Origin of the sequence: Cyclobacterium roseum (assembly GCF_010119225.1) — a bacterium.
Classification (GTDB): Bacteria; Bacteroidota; Bacteroidia; order Cytophagales; family Cyclobacteriaceae; genus Cyclobacterium; species Cyclobacterium roseum.
This window is the reverse complement of the sequence record NZ_WNKF01000012.1, coordinates 119,642-139,227: the sequence shown is the minus strand read 5'-3', so window position 1 is coordinate 139,227 and position 19,586 is coordinate 119,642. Positions and strand designations below refer to the sequence as shown.

Sequence of the window (19,586 nt, the reverse complement as noted above, 5' to 3'; positions counted from 1 at the left end):
GAGGGTTCGCTTTTATTTTATAGGCTGAAGACCTTTTGGAGCGGCTGAACTTTCGGAGACTGGTCTTCATTGGTTTCCATCAAATCGGCCATATAGGCCCACCACTTTTGCATAATGGTATTGTCCGGAAGGTTATCGGTGTTGGCACCCTGTTCGTTTAGGTTTTGAAAAGCGAAAAGGGTATGACTGCCTGGATCAAGAAAAATATGGTATTCCGCTATCCCGGCTTCCCTCAGAAGAGAAGCCAATTCCGGCCAGATTTCCTTATGTCTCCGTTCGTATTCCGCTTCATTTCCCGGAATCAATTTCATGGTAAAAGCTACCTGCTTCATAGGCTATTTAGATGTGTTGGACGGATTAAAGGTAAAATTAACGCTTAAAATAAGCAAAACTTTCGGGAAAACTTGTGCGGGCTTAAGAGGTTCGGGATTTTGAGTTCAGAAAATTTCCTCGTCTAATTCTAAAAGTAATCAGCCCGACAACTAAAACAACGAGTAGAAAATACCACAAATAATTATTATTTGTTTTGGTGTTGAATGCATAAGACTTCCCTATCACTACTTCAGCTGCCCAAAAATAAGGCAGCTGATAATTTCCAGGATTATCCTTTATAAACCGTAATTTGGCTTCCTGCAGGGCGAGATCGGTTGGATTTCCTTGACCCAGGCTTTCATAAAACATTTCCGAAAGTTGAAATGTAGCTTTATTGTCTATGGGCCAAAGTGAAGTAATACTTGAAGGTATTCCGGCTGCTGCAAAGCCTCGTGCCAAACTAAAAACACCTTCTCCTGGCACATTTTTCCCTACCCCTGTGTTGCAGGCAGAAAGTATAATGAGTTGGGTCGGCAAATTACCTAACACTCGAAGTTCAGAAACCAAGATGGTGGAATCTGAAAAGTATAGCTTAGGTTCGCTCCCTGCATCATCTGCTACTGCATGAGAATACAAATGAACAATGTCATTTTTAGCTAACTGCCTCAGAAACTTTTCTTTGGTGGCCTCCTGGCCAGTGAATACCTGATACCTGGAAAAATGCTCCTTCAAACGGTTTAGGGATTGGCCGGAGCCCAGCAGGGAAGTCTGCTGCAAATGCGGTTGAAACTCTTCCGGGGCCATTCCTAGCAAGGCTGCGGTCTCATTCCGGTCCAATTTTTTGTTTTTCAGCAGAAAACCTGCCGAATACGTATAACTGAAAGCATGGTCAGCAATCAGGAAACTGAATGAATCCTCCGGGTCTTCAATCAACATTTCAAAGGGAATAAAATAGTCATCCGGGGAAATTAGAATTCGCTTACTTGACAATGCCAGTGGCTGAAAATAGGAAAGATACAACTCATGGGCGAGTTGCAGGTATCGGGAGTAATTTTGATTGAGGCTGCTTTGACTGGATGTTAGCAACAATAATTCTTCGGCCTGGTCCGGGAAATCCCCCACTGGCATTTTGTGGATAGTTGCTGAATCGGAATCAATGGTCAGTGCATATACATTTTTTTCTCCCACAAAATAACCAAGATAGGCCTGATCAGGCTCCAGCACCTTTTCTGTCATGTCTTCCAAAGAAACAACCGTGGTGTCGTATTTGTACTGGTAATACCTGGGGTATTTATTTTCCAGGGATTTTATAAATTTTTCATAATCTACCTGAACTTGAAATTTTTCGTTACCCAACTTTTGATAAAAAGGACTCGTTTGCGGGGTGCCGGACAATTTCCTTTCTAAGGAAACTAATTTTAATCTAAATTCTTCTTCTTTGGCAGCGTCCTCCGGATCCAAAAACTTATGCGCACCGAGTTCACTGAGTTTATCGTTTAGCAAAACTGCCCTGCTTTTTTCAAAAAAATACAGGGCACTTTCTGTGTCTTTTAATAGGTAACAGGTTTCAATGGCCAGTTCATACATTGATTTGGACTCTTCTCTCCAATAAAGTTTAGATTGGTCGTTCCGCTGATTCCAACGCATTAAATTGATGGATAAGTCTGCCAGTTTGAAGGTTTCCAGAGCGGCTCTAAGGTGCTCCTCTTTACCTTCACTTTTGAAATAATATAAAAACGTTTCCGCCTTGTTGAAGTTTAAACTAAAAGTAATATGTTCATTTCCAGCTCTCTTTATAGCACTTATTGAAGGATTTGTAGTAAGCAGTGTATCTTTAAAATCCATGGGTAAAGCAAAAAATCCTTTTTGAAAATACCTTAAGGCTTCCTTATAGTTTTTCTTTTGAAGATGAAGATATCCAATATTGTTAAAAACCGTAGCTAGCCCGATATTGTCCTTCAGCAATTCAAGAAACTCAATACTTTTTTCGTATGATTCCAGTGCCTTTTGGGGCTGATCTAATATCGTATTATAAATATTTCCGATATTGTTTAATGCCTTATAGCTATCCGTGTAATTTAAATTTTTTACACTGTAATCAAGCGATTTTTGGTAATATTCTATTGCCTGCCGGTAATTCCCTTCCATTTCCGAAAGATAGCCCATATTAAAATTTACCAAGCCAACATATTTCTCGCTTTCACTACTTCTAGACAGTATGCCGAAGACCTCATCCATATTATCCCTTGCCTCTTCAAGCAAATTATCCAATAACAACGCTTGGGTTTTCTGCAGGTAAAGCAGAATAACTTGCCCGTTTCCTTCTCTGTTGCCAGCAAATAACAGCCCTTGATCAGCCAATTGCAGGCTCCGGTGGTGCTCTCCGTTATTCAAAAAATGGAGTAATAATTTCTCGAAGGCATAGATGCCATTTTCAAATCTTTTTGGGAACTCTCTTGCAATGAAAATGCAACTATCCATGTACTTTTGAAACGTATCATGTTGATTCAATTTTTCATAATAGAACCCTAAGTTATAGTATAAAATTGCTGAAAAAGAGGGGTCAATATCGGTTTCGTCTGAATTTTTGCAGTATTTTAAACCTGATTCCAAAATAGCCAAACCCTGATCAAAATTTCCAGTTTTACAGTTCCAGTCACCCAGCCGGTTGATTAATTTCAGATAGGTACTATCTCTCGGACTCTGGGATTTTTCGTAATGAGAAACCAGTGACTGCAGTTCCTCTAAATGAACTATAATACTGTCTGGCATTTTTTCATGTTTCCGAACCAAGCCTTGGTATTCCTTTTCCCAGTCCCGATTACCTTCACTCGTCTGAGAAAAACAAAAAGGACTATAAAAAACCCAAAAGCATACGTATAAGGCCCTGTATTTCATCAAGAAATTAAAATTTTGAGATAGCTATCTTATGCTATTTCGGCACCATTCTCCCAATACCTACCGTCAATTATTTTATCAATTAATTGTTCATCTTCGCTCAATAGCGTTGCTGCCACCTCATTTTGAAATAAATAATGCTTTGTCTTGACTTTTGATTCTTCAAGGAAGATATCTTTAAAGTTTGCCCCTATCAATCCGGTGGCTTTGGCTGCAGCGAATGAGGAACCAAAAACCAGTGGATTGCTTTGACCATTTCCCTTGGCAAGCAAATTTTGCTTTGCTTTAAGTGGGACTTTGAACACCTGCTTTTCCAGCCCTCCTTCCGACTGGTCGGCCACGATACCCAAATCTACCACTTTTGAAGAATAGTTCTGTTTGAGACTGACCGATCGGGATTCCCCCTCCCGGCTAAGAGTTGTCACTACAATTATGTTTTTTTTATTCTCATCCAGGTCAAATCCGAAATATGCCGGAAAAAAATGATGATCCGATAGGTTTCTGGCATCCCCTCCTTTTTGGTTTAAATTTTGCAAAAATATATCGTCATCCAGGGGTGAGGCATTACCTGCTGCAGCTACAAAAACAACTCCCTTTTTCGCTAAAGATGCGGTAATCAACTCTTTCAAAGGCTCTAATACATCTAATTCGTTGCTGTAAAAACCCCAACTAGCATTGATAATTTTGGCGCCGTGTTTTTCTGCAAACCGAATGGCACAAACCATGGAAAATAAATTACCCTCTCCATTATAATTGTGGGTTTTTAAATTCATGATCTTAACCGATTTGCCGGCGGCTTTGAACTGCTCAATTATCATTGCATTCACCAAAGTCCCATGGCTACCTTTGTGATCGTCATTTATTTCGTACTTTCCGTACAGATTCTGGTCTTTATTCTGTTCTTCAACCAGGAAATTAACCCCCCTTACATATTGAAATTCATTGGTTTCGGGGTTTTCAATTTTCATTTTCCAAAGGTAATCTTCCGGAATAACTTCTCTGTTGACACCAGTATCCAACACCGCAATAAGTACCTCCTCCGGGTCCGTGTTTTGCCCGGCATGAACCCATAACGATTCATATTCTTTGTTTTCCGGTGCTGTTTCTTCATGGAAGCCATTTTTATAATTAAAAACGAAATCTCCTTCACGTACCCTGTTTGCACCAGTATGAGACCGTATCACCCTTCCTACGATATCTGGTTTGATGTTTTTCCAAAGCTCAATATTCTCTATGCTAAGACTGGGATCCCTTTCAAATGCGGCAAATTCATCCTCTGGTTTTTCCTCCTTTTTAAATTGCTCCTTTACTTCATTATTGATTTTCTCCCTTAAACATTCACAGTCGTAGTCATCAAGGGAATCTTTCAAAATCACCACCATTTTATTCTCTTCGTATTTCTGAAAGCTGTTGTCGGTGTTAGTATTTGATTCTTTCATAAAGAATATAGAGTTTATTAAATAATTAATTAAAACAAATGCTGAAATATGCTACTGATAGGGCCATAAAGTTGGTCTAGTATTAAAAAACATAATAAACATAGATATAAACTTTTACAATAACAAATATTATATGGTTAATTTATATCCAAATATTTTAATTAGCTTTTTCGGTAAATCCGATGTTATCGGGCAGAAAGATTGCCCCCCTTTCTATGAAAATCCAGGTCCCTGTTTAATTCATCGACTTTGTCTTTGAATTTTCTTAATTCTTCCTCCAAATATTCCACCCGGGATTGTTTTTCCTTTAAGGAAATAATTTGCTCGTTCATGACCGTATAGTCATACAAAAAATTAAAAATATTCGTATTGGTCGTTCCATAGAGATCCCCTTCTTTATGTCCGGGCTGGTTCATGTCCCGCAGGTGTTGCTCAATGGAACTTTTCACCAATGGGTTGATTTCCCCAATCTTCTGAAGGGAATCGGTCAACTCCTGGATCTTTTCCATGGCATCAATAAATTCCTTCTGCTCGAACTCCTGCAGTTCAAAGCTTTTTATTTCTTCCCTCAGTGCTGTATTTTCATTTTCAGGGACCAGGGTAAGGAAAAATACCGCACTCACAATGAGGGCCACCGTAACAATAAAGGAAAGGACAAAGACCATAAGTGCGTGGTTCCTCTCCCGGGCATTTAATACATGTTTCATGACTTTATGCTATTTAATGGTTTATTCGTTTATTCTAAGAAGAAACTTTTTCTTTTACCCGGCCGGTCCTCGGTGGTGGGTTGGTTTACATGGTCTTTCGAGGGGTTACCCGCCTCTTTTTGTACCATTTGTTCCTTTACAAATATTCCCGTGTCTTTCCGCTTACCGATATATTCCAGTTTGGCCAGATTCATCCATAGGTTTCCTACACATTTGGCCAGGTTTTCTACTTTTTCCATTGATTCAGCAATGTTGAGATGGTCGTAAGGCTGGTGTGCCAACGTAGTCAAGCTCCCTTCCAATTCTCCCTTCTCGACTCCACACCATTCCACGCAATAATTAATCAACTCTTCTTTTCCGGAACCGATGTAAAAATCCAGGCTGTTTTTTAAGAGCCTAGAGAAGGCGATGGTCCTGTTGATTAAATAAATAGGAGGTTGGTCCAAGCCCAATTGCTTAAAATCTCCCAAATGAAAAGAAGTAAATTGAATGACCTGTTCGCATAATTTTTGGACAATCTGGGCCATGTCATTTTGTTGCTTTTTTTGGAGGATTTTCTGAATGATCTGCAGGGAATTCAACTCCAGTTTTCCAAAAAACTGTTCCAAACCCGTATGGACATTGATCAACTCGAAATGACAGTTGGTCCTGGCACAAGGAGGAATGTAATTCTCATCCAAAACCAAATTGTTTTCCAGAACCCTTAATTTGCCTATAGGAAGCTGGAATTCGCCTATGGAATGAGAAGACAATTCTTCAATCGGTAACAGGTGCAGGGTGTAAGTCGGTCTGGAATACGGAAGCCTTGGCGGCAGTTCTGTCAGGTCTGCCTGCCCGCAGGGAGTTCGTTCATAAGGATGGATAACCAAAACGATATAGAAATCGGTAGATTTCCCTTTAAGCCGCTGTAAAGGCAGGTTCATTTCAGGCACCAAGGACCCCAACGCATCCGCTTTGGCCCCTTCACCTTCAACTATTTGTATCAAATGCCCCCCAGGAGTGATGGCCTGACAGTGATGAAGCCTCACCTGCACTTGCTGCTGATTGTCCACACTGACCCTTATCTTAGGTCCATTTCCAGAAACGGGCAACAACCCGTAATTGAATTCATTTATTGAGGTGCTAAAACCCATTGCCATTTGCATGAGATGCGCATTGCTTTGAGCAACAAAGTGGGACTTGCTGATTTTCATCCCATCGACCCAATTCACTGGTAAATATTCAAATTGATTGTTTAGCATGATCCAAGAATTTTAAGTTTACTGTATCCGGTTACAGAGAATGACATTGTTTTCCCTGATTCGATTATTATAGATGGTTTTTTCGGCATCTACATATTGGCTTGCCAGACGTAGGTATGGATTTTTCTTGTAAAAAAGCCAGCCATACGGTTCTCCTGAAGGATCCAAATAGTCTATTTTATCATTGGGATGCCTTTCGTTGTAATCGTTAATGAAATAATAGAAAAGCTCGCCCATTTCCATATCTATGGGTGCCTTGGCTCGAAAATGCGTTTCCTGATCGTCTCCCAGATGTTTCTGTATCACAAAACTAATAACCAGAAGATTTTTTAGTTTGTCTTCATCCGGTTCTTCCAATTCCTCTCCGCAGGGATAATACCACCTTTTGAGGATTTTTCCTGGAACGGATAACGCATTGGAAAACATCTGGTTAACCATCCATGGAACGATAAATAAGATCGTACTCGTGGACATAATCGAACCAATGGATATATTAAAAGCCAACAAATCTTCACTGAACCAACTGAACCAACTGAATACTGCCATAAATCCCACACCTCCTAACAGACCTAGCACCATGGTGAATAAAAATTCCGCTAATAACGACTGTTCATTTCCTGCCCATTTAACATATTCCTTCAGCCAATGCACATGCATGGTACCAAGAATCAGAAAATAGGCCTGAAAAATCAAATGAAAAAGCTGTTGGTTTTTAAGGTGTGACCAATACGAGAGCGAGGCAACACTTGACATCAATAGTATGGCTACCAGCAAATAAAGAATGGTGGCTTTAAAATACGGTTTGAAACTTCCCTGTACCCTTGCTATCAGCTTCACCATCACCCCCAATGAGCCTGCAGCCACCATTCCCAGGATAAGGATGGTTCTTGTCAATTCGTTTATGAGCATCTTTTCCATGTTTTTATTTTTTGAATTTCTATCCCTGTCAACAACTTTGGGTTCAGGCTACCAGCTCAAAAGAATACCCCAAAATGGGGGCTTGATGTGGCTCCAGTATATTTGTCATCTCCTTCTCCGAAACCTTAATTTGCGTCAGCTCACCTGCTTCTACCGGAAGAAAAAAATCATTGAAAACTTTTAGAAAGGAATGCTGAATACCCTTTTCCAGATAATCCTCCACCCTTGAATGCTGTAGTGGCCCAATACTAAAGTGGTAGCAGGGAGATTCCTCCCAAAAGAGATTACCCAGGGTCAGGTCCGAACCTAACCGGGAATGACCCAGTTCATTAAAACCATCTGATAACGTTTCCTGCCTTGCTTCATTGGTTACCTTAACCTCTACGGGCTCCTGTATGATCTTTTCCAAGCATTGAGCAAGGAGATCCGGATCACCATTGATTTTGTGAACCTGTGGAAGCATTTCGATAAAGGGGGTCACGCATCTGGACGGAAAGGCCGGATCAATTCCCCAAAATTCCATAAAGAAATCGTTCAGGGTTCCGGTATTCAACCCTTTTAAGAGCTGAAATTCCTCTGACTCAAGGGATACCCTTTCTTCATAAAACGCCTGCTCAAATGGCCTGAAAAACCGCCTGTTTTCCAATTCTATTTGCTTGTTTTGAACATATTCTGCAGCCATTTCCCCAGCTGAAAGTCCCGGTACTCCGGATTGGACCGGTTGATGAAACAAGCCCTCCGGCAAATGATCGTACCAACCGTCCCTACTCAGTTCCAGTTGTAAAAAGGCCTTTCTGTGACGGTCTTCTTCTAATCCAGGGGAAAGCACATCCTTACTGTAGGGACGTCGCCTGCTGCTCTCCGAAGCGATAGCAAAGTCTTCTTGTACCAATCCCTTCCCCATGGCCAGGACCACTATTGATTCTGCCTTGAGATCTGCGGGCCCATGATTAATTTCTCGCTGCAATGCCGGTAATAATTGGTCCTTGTTCATCCGTTTATTATTTTCTTTTATTGGTCAGATGCCTGCCTAAAGGTCGGCAGACAGGGAATCTTTGACGATTGCCTGTAATGGTCAGATGGAGTCTTCGCAAGATTAATAATCACCCCTCTGTGTGACGTTTTCGTCATGCCGGTCTGACTCCAGGCGGGCTCAATTTCATCTTTTCAAAATCACTTTTATTGGCATCCATATCATCATCTTTTCTTCCAATTCCTGAGTAAGGTAGGCCCTCCAGTAATCCAGTTCTCCGGATTGGTCCATGCTGCCATAGATTTCTTCACTCAGTGTAATGACTACATCTATCGTTTTTTGATACCCTTGCCTGGTATTAGGGAGTATGGAAATTCCTTTGTGAATTTCAATATCCCCTACCCGATGACCCATTTTACTTTCACAATAGGCTTTAATATCCGCCGCTGTTGTCAACCTGTCTTTGGATAAAAGGGCACTTTTATAAGCCATAACTTTTTCTGTAGCAGACAATTTATCTCTCCCACCTATCGTTTGACTGACCAGCATGACATTGTTGCTGATAAATGAACTTCCATTGTAGGGAAGTAACCTGGTGCCTGGTTTAATATGGTTGGCTAGCCTCCCGTAAGTACTGCTAAATTGAATCGTTAAATTTGGTTTGGTCTGGTGCTGTTCACGCTGAATAACCAAATAAGGCTTCGATCCTTTTTGTACACTACTGGCTTCTAATCTTTGTTCCAGTTTATTCATTACCTGTTTCAGGTTTTTCATTTCCTTATTTACAAAATCATTGTCCATAATGGCAAAAGCGGCCCGCTCATCCCTGAGCAATTGTAAAAGGTAATCGATGATGTCTGCTGCGTCCCGCTCATCAAATCGGCCAATGCCTCCTTGCCGCATTAATAGCACGGGAGACGAGGCATCTGAAATTCCATCTGAAAGAGAAGAAAGGGGCTGATTATCATCCGTATGTACTTTCTCCAGATCAAAAAACAGGTCCTCCGAATAAAGAGGGACGACGTTCATAATGTCTTGCATCCGGAAATTGATTTCATGCAGCTGCCGGTTAATCACCGGAAAACAGTTCATGGTACAAACGAGGTCTTTCAATAAAGTACCAGACACTATCTCAGGGAAGCGGATTTTTACCCATCGTATTGGCTCACTTTTCCATTCATCCACTTCCTTTCCCCGAAAGTTTTCTAAAACGTCTTCGGAAGGAAAATTTTCCTTGCAAACAGTTTCGCCTTCCGAGTCCAAAAGGGTTATAAAATAGGGCTGGTAAAATCGGTTGGTTTCCGCCATTACTTGCTTTAACAGCACCCCTTCGGCCGGGTCTGATTCTATCAATCCTCGCTTTTCTCCGGCCTTTTCTGCATGCTCCATTCCAGGGGAATGTGCTAAAGGAAGGTCGTTAAAATACCATTTGGCGTTCGGCAACTGATGGTAAAACAACTTTTTATCGGCTTCATTCCGGAAGTCAAAATAAAAAGCGGTTCGGTGAAGGCTTACCTCGGGTTGGTCGATACCTAACCAAACCGTGTCACTGGACTGTACCTGGGCTGCGGTAGCCATTACCTCTTTGTGATTGCCGGCGGTTTTGTACAATTGATTCCCAATGACCATTAACCGGACCGTAGCTTTGTTGAGTTGGTAGTGGGCTGTAGGGGAAAAGTAAATGTCTTTCCCCTGGGAATCCTGGTTTTCACCCCGACTGCTTAGTTTGATCCGGGTATAAAATTGCATGTCCGGGTCTGCAAGGGCAATGTTTTCTAAAGGTATGGCATTGGCCACCGCATGAGCAGGAAGTGCACCGGTAAGGGTCTCAGGAGACAGTAGGCTTACCAGGCGCTCCATGATCCTTGATCGGGAGGCCTGGATATCCGAAGACACCTTCTCCAATTCTGTCGCACAGGCCTCCAATAAGAGGCCCACCAGGGGGTCAAAATTACTCTCTACCTGGGTTTCAGTGTATCCCCACATTCTGGCGGCATGCTTCAGCATTCTGGTTTTGATATGTTCTCTGGATTCCAACATGGCGGATCAAATCAATTGGTAAGACAAAGGCCCCGTAAAAATGCTGTCTTCGTAAATGAATTTCTCATTCGTGGCGTGGAGCCATCCCGTAATGGTTATGGTAATCTTTTTCTTCACCCGAAATCCACTTTTTGGACTGGCCTGCTCCTCCTGTCCGATTTCCAGCTCTACCCGAACATTATCCAGGCGTCTTTCATAGCGGACGATGGCCTCGGAAAGGGATTCCCTGATATATTCCTTGATTTTATGGCTGCTGGTAATATTGTCAAAATCAAATTCCCAGATGCAGCAGCCATAATTTTCATCCACGGGCAGCTCACCGAACGCGGTGGTAATGATCAGGTGCAGGTGCTGGGCAATGGATTGCTCCAGGGTACAGGTCCGGTGATCTTTTTTCTGCATGATTCCGGCAAGAGACAGGGGAAGTTTGTAGAATTGGTTTTTCATTACAGCAATTTTGAACCTATATCCACCTACTGGCCTTACTGTTACCCGAATTGGAAAGAAATTATCGGTTTTTAGGAAAATTATAAATGAACTTCAAAGGACTAAAAATGAATAAGCCATCAAAAAGAGTTGCATTGCTATCGTGACCCGGGTTCAAACCAACTAGCTATTTGAATGGGATCTAGATAAAAAAACGACTAAAAAGATGAATTGAATTTTCGTGACTCCTCTACAAGGGAATAAGGTATGTATGAAAACGTCCACACAATGGTTGTTTTTTTATTAAAAAAGCCTTGAAGGTTCTAGCCTTCAAGGACTGCTTAAAAAAGTTCAAAAAATCTTGCCGTTTTGCATTTCTATTTTCCGGGCCCCACATTATTCCTCCAACCGTCTTTCGGTAGGTATGCGATTCGGAAGGTGATTTGGATTCGGTTTCCTGGTTCCCGGTTCTGGTGAAGTTACTGATGGTCGTTTCGCGGGTTGGGTGCTTCTCGGCTCCCTTGGTTCCAATTCTTCTATACAGCCCCATTGCAGGGAACTGAAGATGATAATAAGGGCCATTGCTATTTGATTACGGAGGTATGAGGCGGCATTTTTCATGGTTTTGATGGTTAATGTTAAAAATTCCTTTTCTTTGACTGCATATCCGGTTTACTCCTAGTTTGTTACCGATCCCAGCTAAAAAAATATGGGGTTAGGTTTATGGATCGGCTTCATAGAGATTTTTCAGTCAAGCTCATCAAAAGAGAAATCCTCGTTTGGTAAATGAAGGTTCTCGTAAGAAACAGCCGCTTTTTCCTTCTGCTCAGGACCTGGGCAAGCCGCTAACAAACCAATGGAACCTACAAAAGTCAATATCATTTGAATATCGCTGAACAGCCTTCTTTTATGAATACTGATTTGATTTTTGAAGGTCACATGGCCTGTCCCGAGTACGTTTTCGAAGAATTTCGGACGGTATATAATCATCTTTCTTTGTATCTCCTCCGTCAAGGTCGATTTCATGATGGATGTCGTTAGGGTTTGGATGATAAATAATTTTCTACTGGTAGATCGGGAAAAGCGTTCTGTTGTTACCCGCTAGTAATTGCAAGTTCAAAGAGAAAGATCAGTTGATGATAGCAATCTTATCTTCATTAGCTCAAAGGTTATTTTGATTATAACAAATGGGTTCCAAGTTTAGCTATCGCTACCGTATGATTAACCGCCTAGATACATCATGTTGAAAGGAAAGTTCGCTCCTGTAGACAGCAATTTAGCCTTGTCCAAATGTTGAAATTTTAACCAAAAAAGCCGTTAATCATAACGGCTTTTTACATAAATTTATAAGAGTCAATTTCAATCATTCTGCTAACCCTACTCCTCGAACGACTTGATTATAGTCCCTTATATCAACGGTAGGTAATACAGGGAGTTGGAATCGAACTGCTGGGGTGGTTTCGATTGCTATTACCTTTATTTCACTGTAGGTTTCTCCTACACCAGTTTCTACTACCCGAGATATACTTATCCTGGCCGAATTCCTGTTTTCGACATACCGGTGAAAGGTTCTGTAATAAGTTCTTCCCAGTAATCCATAATTCGGCAAAACGTACCAGTCAGCACCCCTCCGCATATAAGTATAGAAAATTCTATTCCTAAAATCACTTTGAGACATTGGAATAAGCATTTCGTAACTCTCACTTTCAGTGAAATCATGGCCATCAAAGGTATATTCCCTTACATTGGCATTTCCAGGAGCCCCTCTTTCACCCCTGGGGCCTTGAGCTCCCCGTGGTCCAACCGGACCAATTTCTCCGGGTTCGCCTCGCTGTCCCGGCTCCCCTCTCTCCCCCCGGGGACCAACCGGCCCCATTTCACCTTGTGCACCTCTCGGACCTACTTCTCCGGGTTCGCCTTTAGGACCTTCAAACAGGTCACATGACCAACATAAGCTTATTACAAGAGCAAAAGTCATAAAATTCCGTAATTTTTGATCGATGATTTCATTCATTTTCATGGGAATAAAATTTAAGTGATAAGATAATTGATAAAATGGTTTCTATTCTGCAGTTATATCCAATCTCCGAATAATTGTTACCTGGAAAATGCATTGACCTACCGAATCAAAAAAGGACGGCTTAATTCTCTAAAATGATTGAATGAAAAAAACTGTAAAAGAAACGGCAGCTATTATATCTAATTAGCAGCCTCGAAATAGCCTTTTAACAGGGGGAGGAGGAAAAAACGGTTGCCTGATTTGGGCCAGGCCCAACTACCTGGATATTTAACAGTAGAAATGGACTGATTCCTAAATGGATGCGGTTCGCTTTTTGATCTGCCGGTAGTGATTTGCTAAAAAAATCACCTAAAATAAACTGTATAATAAAATCATTTTTGATCCGGGTAAGGATTCCTTCGGATTCTGATAACTAACTTATATTAACTATTACTGGCAAACCTTTGCTGAAATTACCATTCACGTTCACAATCACTTCCATGGGATGGTGAACTACTATAAAACGCAAATATTTGCACGCCTTCCATGGATTATTAAAAAAGTCTTTTTAACTTAATGACACATTTTCGTATTTGTATTTCATTTGTTTTGTTATAAAAACGCTTAAATTCTTTATCGGGAGTCAGTTTTAGATCACTTTTTACCAACATGCATGCCTATGAAACGTTGTAAAACCTACTCAGAAAGTTTTACGAAGGGATTGTTCTCCGATCTCCACTTTACGCAAGCCAAAAATGATCCCGACTGGAATAAAATCTCTATTGAGTTATCCTCATTCATTCAGGCTTCACCCTGTGTCTGGATGGTCACGGACCTATTAAAAAACCAATGGGGATGGGTCAGCGAAAATGCAGAAGCTCTTTTTGGTATCCATCCGCGACACTTGCTATACCCGGGGCCATCCTGGTTTGTGCCGATGATACCGTCCATTTACCAGGACGAAGTAACATCCACCATCGAATCCATTTGGGAACATATTAAAAATCGATACAAAAGCGAAAATCAGTTGTGTAACTATAACCTTTGCTTTCCTGTAAAGCTGCCAAATGGTCGGGAAAAAGAAATTCTGCAACAAAACACCTTTTACTTACCCGAACGCTATCAATGCAGTTATTTGCTCAGCATTTATAGTGACATTTCTTCCCTACAAGTCAAAAAATCGATCCACGCAACCGTATTGCTGGGTTCCTATTCCCAGGATATCTGTCCGAAAGCCTGCCAATCCCATCAACCCCACTTCAGCAAAAGGGAACGGGAGATTTCTGTCTTGCTGAAAAAAGGTTATAGCAGTAAATGCATTGCTGACAGGTTGCACATCAGCTTTCATACGGTAAACAAGCACCGGCAGAACATGATGGAGAAATCCGGCGCAAAAAATACGGCAGAGCTAATGGCCATGGTAGAATAAATAACTAAAAATCAGTATGGTATAAGGAATACCCATTTTTTAACTTGCTCCGGTAAACAAACACTTATATGACCGGAAATGTAGCCCTCGATATTTTTATAGGATTGGTATTCGTATACCTGCTCTACAGCTTGTTTGCCACCGTTATCCTGGAAATTATCACCTGTTTTGAGCGATGGGTCACCCAAAACGTTATTCTAATAGTTTAGTGAGGTATACCTGTTCTTCTGTCATTTTTAAGGGTATTTTGATTGGTTGTTTGGAATCTGGAAGTGTTGTTTTTATTTGATACATGTTTTTGGTAAGGTCTACGGCTCTGGTAGCCGATATTTCTGCCTTTTTCTTTTCCAATATTCTTTCCAACTCTTTGTAAATGGCATAAGCTACAAAACAGATGCATAGGTGTGCTTTTATTCGCTTTGGTATCCTGTGATATATGGGTCTTATTTTTAGATCAGTCTTCGATATCCGAAATGCCTTCTCGATATGCCACAGGTTATTGTATGCGTCAATAATTTGGACGCGTTTTAGTTTGGTATTTGACAAGTAACCTTTAAGGCCATCCCATTTCGCATCCTGGGCATATTTGTCATAATCAATGCTGACCTTAACCTCTTTTTCCAGTTTAAGGTACTTGTTATAGCCACGGTTATTTATGGCTTTTTTGTCCAGCTTGCCACGCTTTACTTTTTCTTCCAGCCTCGTCAGTCCTCTTTCCCGATTGAACCTGTCTTTTGCTGCCCTTTTGGACGAATAACTCACAATCAATCGGTGGGTATCCTTGCGTATCTCGGAGGAGGAGGATTCATCGACTTGCAGTTCGCTTATTTGCTTTTTGATATCATCGGATTCATTTTTTATACGGCCTCCCAATATGAATTCATATCCCGATTTAATGAGAGCGGCAATGTTCTTATTGGACAGTAATCCGGCATCTGCTATCACAACAGGACGTTCGATATTGAATTTTTTAGCAACTTTTTCCAGCATCGGTATCAAGGTGTGCCCTTCATAGATGCTGCCTTCAAAAATGTCATAGCCTATCGGAAAGCCACTCTTACCGACAAGTACTCCTAATTTGATCTGCGGATGCTGATGCTTGCCATCCTTAGAGTAACCGATTTTCCGTAAATCATCTTCGTCGGGAGTCTCAAAATACAGCGTGGTCATGTCGTAAAAAACCATTCCAATCTTTCCGCCGAGTACTTTCTTGAAATGCTTAAATGTAAGCTGTTCAACCTGATCTTTGTAATGATTTTGAAGCTTATCCATGTAACGATAAACAGCATAAACGCTGATGTCAAGGCTCTTATACCTGCGTAAGTAATCAACGGTCTTGAGTTTACTCCCGGGATAGACCAGTCTGCTGATGACCAGTTCCTTGAAAAACTCACTGTCACCTACTTTATCATAACCTATCGAACAGTAGATGCCACCAAGGTATTTTTCGGGTCCGTAAAGTTCTACCTCGCTGTTGGCGAGTGAGGATAATGCCTCGAGCATGTCCCGGTCTCTTTTGCTTTCAAAAAGAGCCTTTTGACCTTTTATCTTGGAGATCTCTAAATGAGCCTGGCTTTCCAATAATCTGATTTGATCCGGGTCTATACCACTGCCGATGGTTTTGACTAATTGGTTATTTCGGCCGATTTTTTGAATAATCTGAACACTGACCGAGCCACTCTTATTTTTTTTCTTGCGCACAAACATACCCTAAAATAAGCCGGGTCACCCAAAATTGCGAATCAAAACCTATTAACATTTTGATAATCAATTAAATAAAAATCACCTAAAAGCATACCGCACAAAACAGGAGAAAATAACTGCTAGCCAATTTAATATCCTCCCTGGATAAAATGACTACCCGTTCCCTTACCTTAGTAACACTGCAAAGGAATCTGGCAGGACCGTCTATCCGATTAACTCTAGTTTTCGTTATTTTTTGATTTAAACCGCTCAGCAGCAACTATTGGAAATGTAGATTCAGAATGAATAATTTGAAACCTTTCATCAGGTTTCGGTTCCTGAGAATATGACCTTTTTTTCTCCAAATATTCTTTATTCCAAGCACTGTAATGAGTTTTAAGAAGTTCGGATTCTTCCCTAAGATCAAGTGGTATTAAGTCTTTTTTATTGTTTAATATTTCAATATTTTTTGCATTCAATTTATATAGATCGGTTGCATATTGATATTCGTATCCATCTTTGTATGATCGATAGATTTTTTCTGAGGAATTAATATTTGAACTAATTGGTTTAATCAATTCCTTCAAGCTTTGCTCGTTCAATTTTTTTACTGTTTTTGTCGTCTCATCAGCCTGCTGGGTGCTAAAAAATCCTTCTTCAACACTTAGTAATATAACCATTCGTTCTACTTGTTCGTTATCAAAAGCAAAAAGCATATAATCAATTAATCCCTGTTTTTGATCGGAATTAAATTTTTCGATTTGATCTCGCTTAGACATTATAAAATCAAGAAGATTAAGTTTTTCAGCTTGTTCTCGCGCTGTACGTCTTAAAGAGAGCCCCTGACTCTGAAATTCATTGTTGATTTTATTTTCATGCTTCCGCATATCTTCTTCATTCTTTGTTCTATTAACAGAATGGTGATATTCAAAGTAGGAAATAAAAACTGCAGCAACTGATATAATACCAGTGATTATTGCTGAAAAATGTTTATTAATGAAATTCTCATTACTACCCATAATATTAATTCTTATTGTTAATTTTAATCGTGAGTTAAGGCAATCCATTTTTACTATTTTGGCCTGCCAAATCTTATAGGTACGCGCATAGCAATTGGAATGTTTTCACCGTCCTCCTGGGCGGGTGTCCATTTGTGGGGGTAATCCCTTACTACCCGTAGGGCTTCTTCGGCAAGGGAGGGATAGACCTGTTCTGGATTCATAATTTCGGGATTTATGATGTTCCCCTCTTTATCCAAATGAAAATAAATGTAGACCGTTCCGCCCTTTCGCCTGTACAAGGCATTTAGAGGGAATTCCAGGTTCTTATCCAAATAATTATTCCAACCTACTTTCCCGCCGTAGGGGATAGGCATAACTCCTTTGGGGGGATCTGTAGGATTTCCCATCTCATCAAAAAATTCGGCTTTTACTTCTTCCCCTGACCGGGATACCTTCCTTGATCTCACAATACCATTGGGATAAAAACCAATTGTAAATTCATAATCCAAAACAGAATCTATTTCTCTATAGGTTTCTACGTTACCCAATGAATCATAAAAAAATACTTTACGCAGCGTTTCTTTCTTTTCCTCGTCAAAAAAAACAATTTTTTTACTAACAATAGTGTGGTCCAGGGTATATATCCCTGCCACCAGGCTGTCTTGATTGTCAAAAGATTGTTGATAATATTTTGGATGGTGTTTTGTCGTATCCAAAATAGGATACCTAAACTTGTTTAAATAGCTAAATTCCTGGGTCTGTGCACCCAATGACAACACCACACCCAAGGTAAAAATGGAAAATGTAAACGATCTAATAAAAAAACATATCATGGCCTGGAATTTATGTTTTAATATATTAACAGTATAAAAATACTAAATTGTACATAAAAATCAACTTTTTTCGATGACAAATTGTTGAATATCAAATCATTAATTCTAGTCAGGTTCTTTTAATTTATCAAGCACGGATGTAGGGGATTTCAGCTAAGCTTACTTCTCTACGTATACGATGGATTTCCATTGACTTCTTTAACTCTATATCCGTACCGCTGGCGAATGTTACCTATCACCCGAGTATGGAAACAACATATTGTGCTATTCCTCAATTCTACACATTCCCTGGGGAACAAGGGCTTTAGGTTTGCTACAATAAGCATGGTGAATAAACCAAGCGTGGACGAAATGTATGTGGCTGGTCAGAACAACCTTCAACAGGGATAGCAAAATTTAAAGCCACTTTTTGAGCGGATCTAAAAGCCTAAAAGTCCATTTACCAAATCTGAAAGCTAACAAATCAGGAAAGCAGAAAGTTAACTTCAAGCGGATGCACGGGGTAATTTATGATGTTTACAGCCTGGCTGACGGGAACCCACAATACTATTAAGTTATGCTTTTTGGTTTGTTATTTTAGTTTCAAAATGAAATAATTTTGATTTTCCCATACCGGTTTCAAGTATTTTATCAGGTTTAGGGCATACTATTCCTTACTCCTGAAGCAGGTGTCAATTTTTGGTGCGATATGTTGTATTTTCTTCTCTTTCCTTCCGCTTTTTGCTATTTATAGTATTGGTTAGTCCTTGCCGATTTTCCCAGACCCTTTCTAGAAAATTTCCTTCCCTTCTTTACTGCTACCAGCTTTTGGGCTATCTTGTTGACCAGGGTTTCCAGTATTTTTTCCACACTTTCTCTGCTGAACAACTCCACAATCCTTTTTCTGAGTTGTAGAAAAGATTTTTTCCAGTTGAATTTGCACATCAATTTCCGTTTCTTTTTGCTGTTTCTACTTTTCTTTTCGATCTGCTCAGTAGCAGCTAAACCGGCAAGTGCCACCAGGTTCATGGCCAGGATATGGGCATGAAACTCCTGATAGATCCTGTCCAGCACCAGCAGGTCATACGGCCTGGGTGGAATTTCAAACAGGCAGTCACCGAGTAAGCCGGATTCGCCGGTACTCATTCTTCCGAGTCTTGCCTGTAGCGTAAGGCCAGTAAGTACGTCATAGACAAGAAGTATCCTTGCCAGAGAGGTCTTTAAACTATTGGTTTGAACTCCAAAATACCCTCTGATCTGCTTGGATGCTGGCAGGTTTAGCGTACTTCCATCGCCGCCAAAGACCCTGTACCCCTTCCATCTGGCAGTGGAAAACCTATCATTATCATCTGAGCTGATAGCACAGAAATCAGAGAAAAATTGAAATTCAATTTTATAGCCTGCCTGATAGAAAGCACTTCCGGTAACTTCTTGTTTCCTCAACTTGGAAAGGACATCCTCGGTATCAGAATCGGCGGATTCTTTGAACAGTTGGAGCACCGAAAGTACTACAGTTTGGAAGTAGAGCAGGGAAGACCTGGAAAAATGAGCAGGATCCGAACAGTCACCGGTCTGATTTTCAGTCGATTGTAATTTTTCAAAGATTTTTTTTCGGACAATCCCAAGATATATCCGTCGTGTTTTGGTTGGTATTTTGTACCTTCATAGCTATATGTTTAAGACAAGATAATTTACTTAAAGTAGGCCG

Annotated in this window: 17 protein-coding genes; 2 read left to right on the top strand and 15 right to left on the bottom strand. The window is 40.6% G+C overall.

The window, feature by feature from the left end; all coding sequences use genetic code 11:
* Nucleotides 1–17 precede the first annotated feature (17 nt).
* From rhaM to GJQ68_RS16750, 11 genes are all read right to left on the bottom strand, one after another.
* Nucleotides 18–332 carry an L-rhamnose mutarotase gene (gene rhaM / locus GJQ68_RS16800; protein WP_162418462.1) on the bottom strand — a complete coding sequence of 105 codons (315 nt, stop codon included), beginning with the start codon at nucleotides 330–332 and terminating at the stop codon, nucleotides 18–20.
* An 82-nt stretch (nucleotides 333–414) separates the two neighbouring features.
* Nucleotides 415–3,084 (bottom strand): CHAT domain-containing protein, encoded by a 2,670-nt coding sequence (locus GJQ68_RS16795; protein ID WP_162418461.1) that lies wholly within the window; start codon nucleotides 3,082–3,084, stop codon nucleotides 415–417.
* A 155-nt stretch (nucleotides 3,085–3,239) separates the two neighbouring features.
* Nucleotides 3,240–4,649, bottom strand: coding sequence for a S8 family serine peptidase (locus GJQ68_RS16790; protein ID WP_162418460.1), 1,410 nt, complete (start codon nucleotides 4,647–4,649; stop codon nucleotides 3,240–3,242).
* Between the two features lie 185 nt (nucleotides 4,650–4,834).
* Nucleotides 4,835–5,356, bottom strand: a complete 522-nt coding sequence (gene tssO / locus GJQ68_RS16785) for a type VI secretion system TssO (RefSeq protein ID WP_162418459.1) — start codon at nucleotides 5,354–5,356, stop codon at nucleotides 4,835–4,837.
* 29 nt (nucleotides 5,357–5,385) lie between these two features.
* A complete protein-coding gene (locus GJQ68_RS16780) occupies nucleotides 5,386–6,597 on the bottom strand; it encodes a hypothetical protein (RefSeq protein ID WP_162418458.1) in 1,212 nt (403 codons plus the stop codon).
* An 18-nt stretch (nucleotides 6,598–6,615) separates the two neighbouring features.
* Nucleotides 6,616–7,515, bottom strand: a complete 900-nt coding sequence (locus GJQ68_RS16775) for a TssN family type VI secretion system protein (RefSeq protein WP_162418457.1) — start codon at nucleotides 7,513–7,515, stop codon at nucleotides 6,616–6,618.
* A gap of 43 nt (nucleotides 7,516–7,558) precedes the next feature.
* Complete coding sequence (locus GJQ68_RS16770; protein WP_162418456.1) at nucleotides 7,559–8,509, bottom strand: type VI secretion system baseplate subunit TssG; 951 nt, start codon at nucleotides 8,507–8,509, stop codon at nucleotides 7,559–7,561.
* A 165-nt stretch (nucleotides 8,510–8,674) separates the two neighbouring features.
* Nucleotides 8,675–10,528, bottom strand: a complete 1,854-nt coding sequence (locus tag GJQ68_RS16765) for a type VI secretion system baseplate subunit TssF (RefSeq protein WP_162418455.1) — start codon at nucleotides 10,526–10,528, stop codon at nucleotides 8,675–8,677.
* A 6-nt stretch (nucleotides 10,529–10,534) separates the two neighbouring features.
* On the bottom strand, nucleotides 10,535–10,975 hold the full coding sequence (locus GJQ68_RS16760; RefSeq protein ID WP_162418454.1) for a GPW/gp25 family protein: 441 nt from the start codon (nucleotides 10,973–10,975) through the stop codon (nucleotides 10,535–10,537).
* Between the two features lie 726 nt (nucleotides 10,976–11,701).
* Nucleotides 11,702–11,980 carry a hypothetical protein gene (locus tag GJQ68_RS16755; protein ID WP_162418453.1) on the bottom strand — a complete coding sequence of 93 codons (279 nt, stop codon included), beginning with the start codon at nucleotides 11,978–11,980 and terminating at the stop codon, nucleotides 11,702–11,704.
* A 337-nt stretch (nucleotides 11,981–12,317) separates the two neighbouring features.
* Nucleotides 12,318–12,974, bottom strand: coding sequence for a collagen-like protein (locus GJQ68_RS16750; RefSeq protein ID WP_162418452.1), 657 nt, complete (start codon nucleotides 12,972–12,974; stop codon nucleotides 12,318–12,320).
* Nucleotides 12,975–13,632: 658 nt separating this feature from the next.
* Between GJQ68_RS16750 and GJQ68_RS16745 the strand changes: the two genes are divergently transcribed.
* Both GJQ68_RS16745 and GJQ68_RS16740 read left to right on the top strand, forming a co-directional pair.
* Nucleotides 13,633–14,382 (top strand): helix-turn-helix transcriptional regulator, encoded by a 750-nt coding sequence (locus tag GJQ68_RS16745; protein ID WP_162418451.1) that lies wholly within the window; start codon nucleotides 13,633–13,635, stop codon nucleotides 14,380–14,382.
* A 68-nt stretch (nucleotides 14,383–14,450) separates the two neighbouring features.
* Nucleotides 14,451–14,591 carry a hypothetical protein gene (locus GJQ68_RS16740; protein WP_162418450.1) on the top strand — a complete coding sequence of 47 codons (141 nt, stop codon included), beginning with the start codon at nucleotides 14,451–14,453 and terminating at the stop codon, nucleotides 14,589–14,591.
* Here the strand turns inward: GJQ68_RS16740 and GJQ68_RS16735 are convergent.
* The 4 genes from GJQ68_RS16735 to GJQ68_RS16720 all read right to left on the bottom strand — a co-directional run bounded on the left by GJQ68_RS16735 (nucleotide 14,575) and on the right by GJQ68_RS16720 (nucleotide 19,378).
* A complete protein-coding gene (locus tag GJQ68_RS16735; protein WP_162418449.1) occupies nucleotides 14,575–16,089 on the bottom strand; it encodes an IS1634 family transposase in 1,515 nt (504 codons plus the stop codon). The genes GJQ68_RS16740 and GJQ68_RS16735 overlap by 17 nt on opposite strands.
* Before the next feature lie 215 nt (nucleotides 16,090–16,304).
* Nucleotides 16,305–17,132 carry a hypothetical protein gene (locus GJQ68_RS16730; protein WP_162418448.1) on the bottom strand — a complete coding sequence of 276 codons (828 nt, stop codon included), beginning with the start codon at nucleotides 17,130–17,132 and terminating at the stop codon, nucleotides 16,305–16,307.
* Nucleotides 17,133–17,137: 5 nt separating this feature from the next.
* On the bottom strand, nucleotides 17,138–17,899 hold the full coding sequence (locus GJQ68_RS16725) for an energy transducer TonB (RefSeq protein WP_162418447.1): 762 nt from the start codon (nucleotides 17,897–17,899) through the stop codon (nucleotides 17,138–17,140).
* Nucleotides 17,900–18,622: 723 nt separating this feature from the next.
* Nucleotides 18,623–19,378, bottom strand: a complete 756-nt coding sequence (locus tag GJQ68_RS16720) for a hypothetical protein (RefSeq protein ID WP_162418446.1) — start codon at nucleotides 19,376–19,378, stop codon at nucleotides 18,623–18,625.
* Between the last annotated feature and the right edge of the window lie 208 nt (nucleotides 19,379–19,586).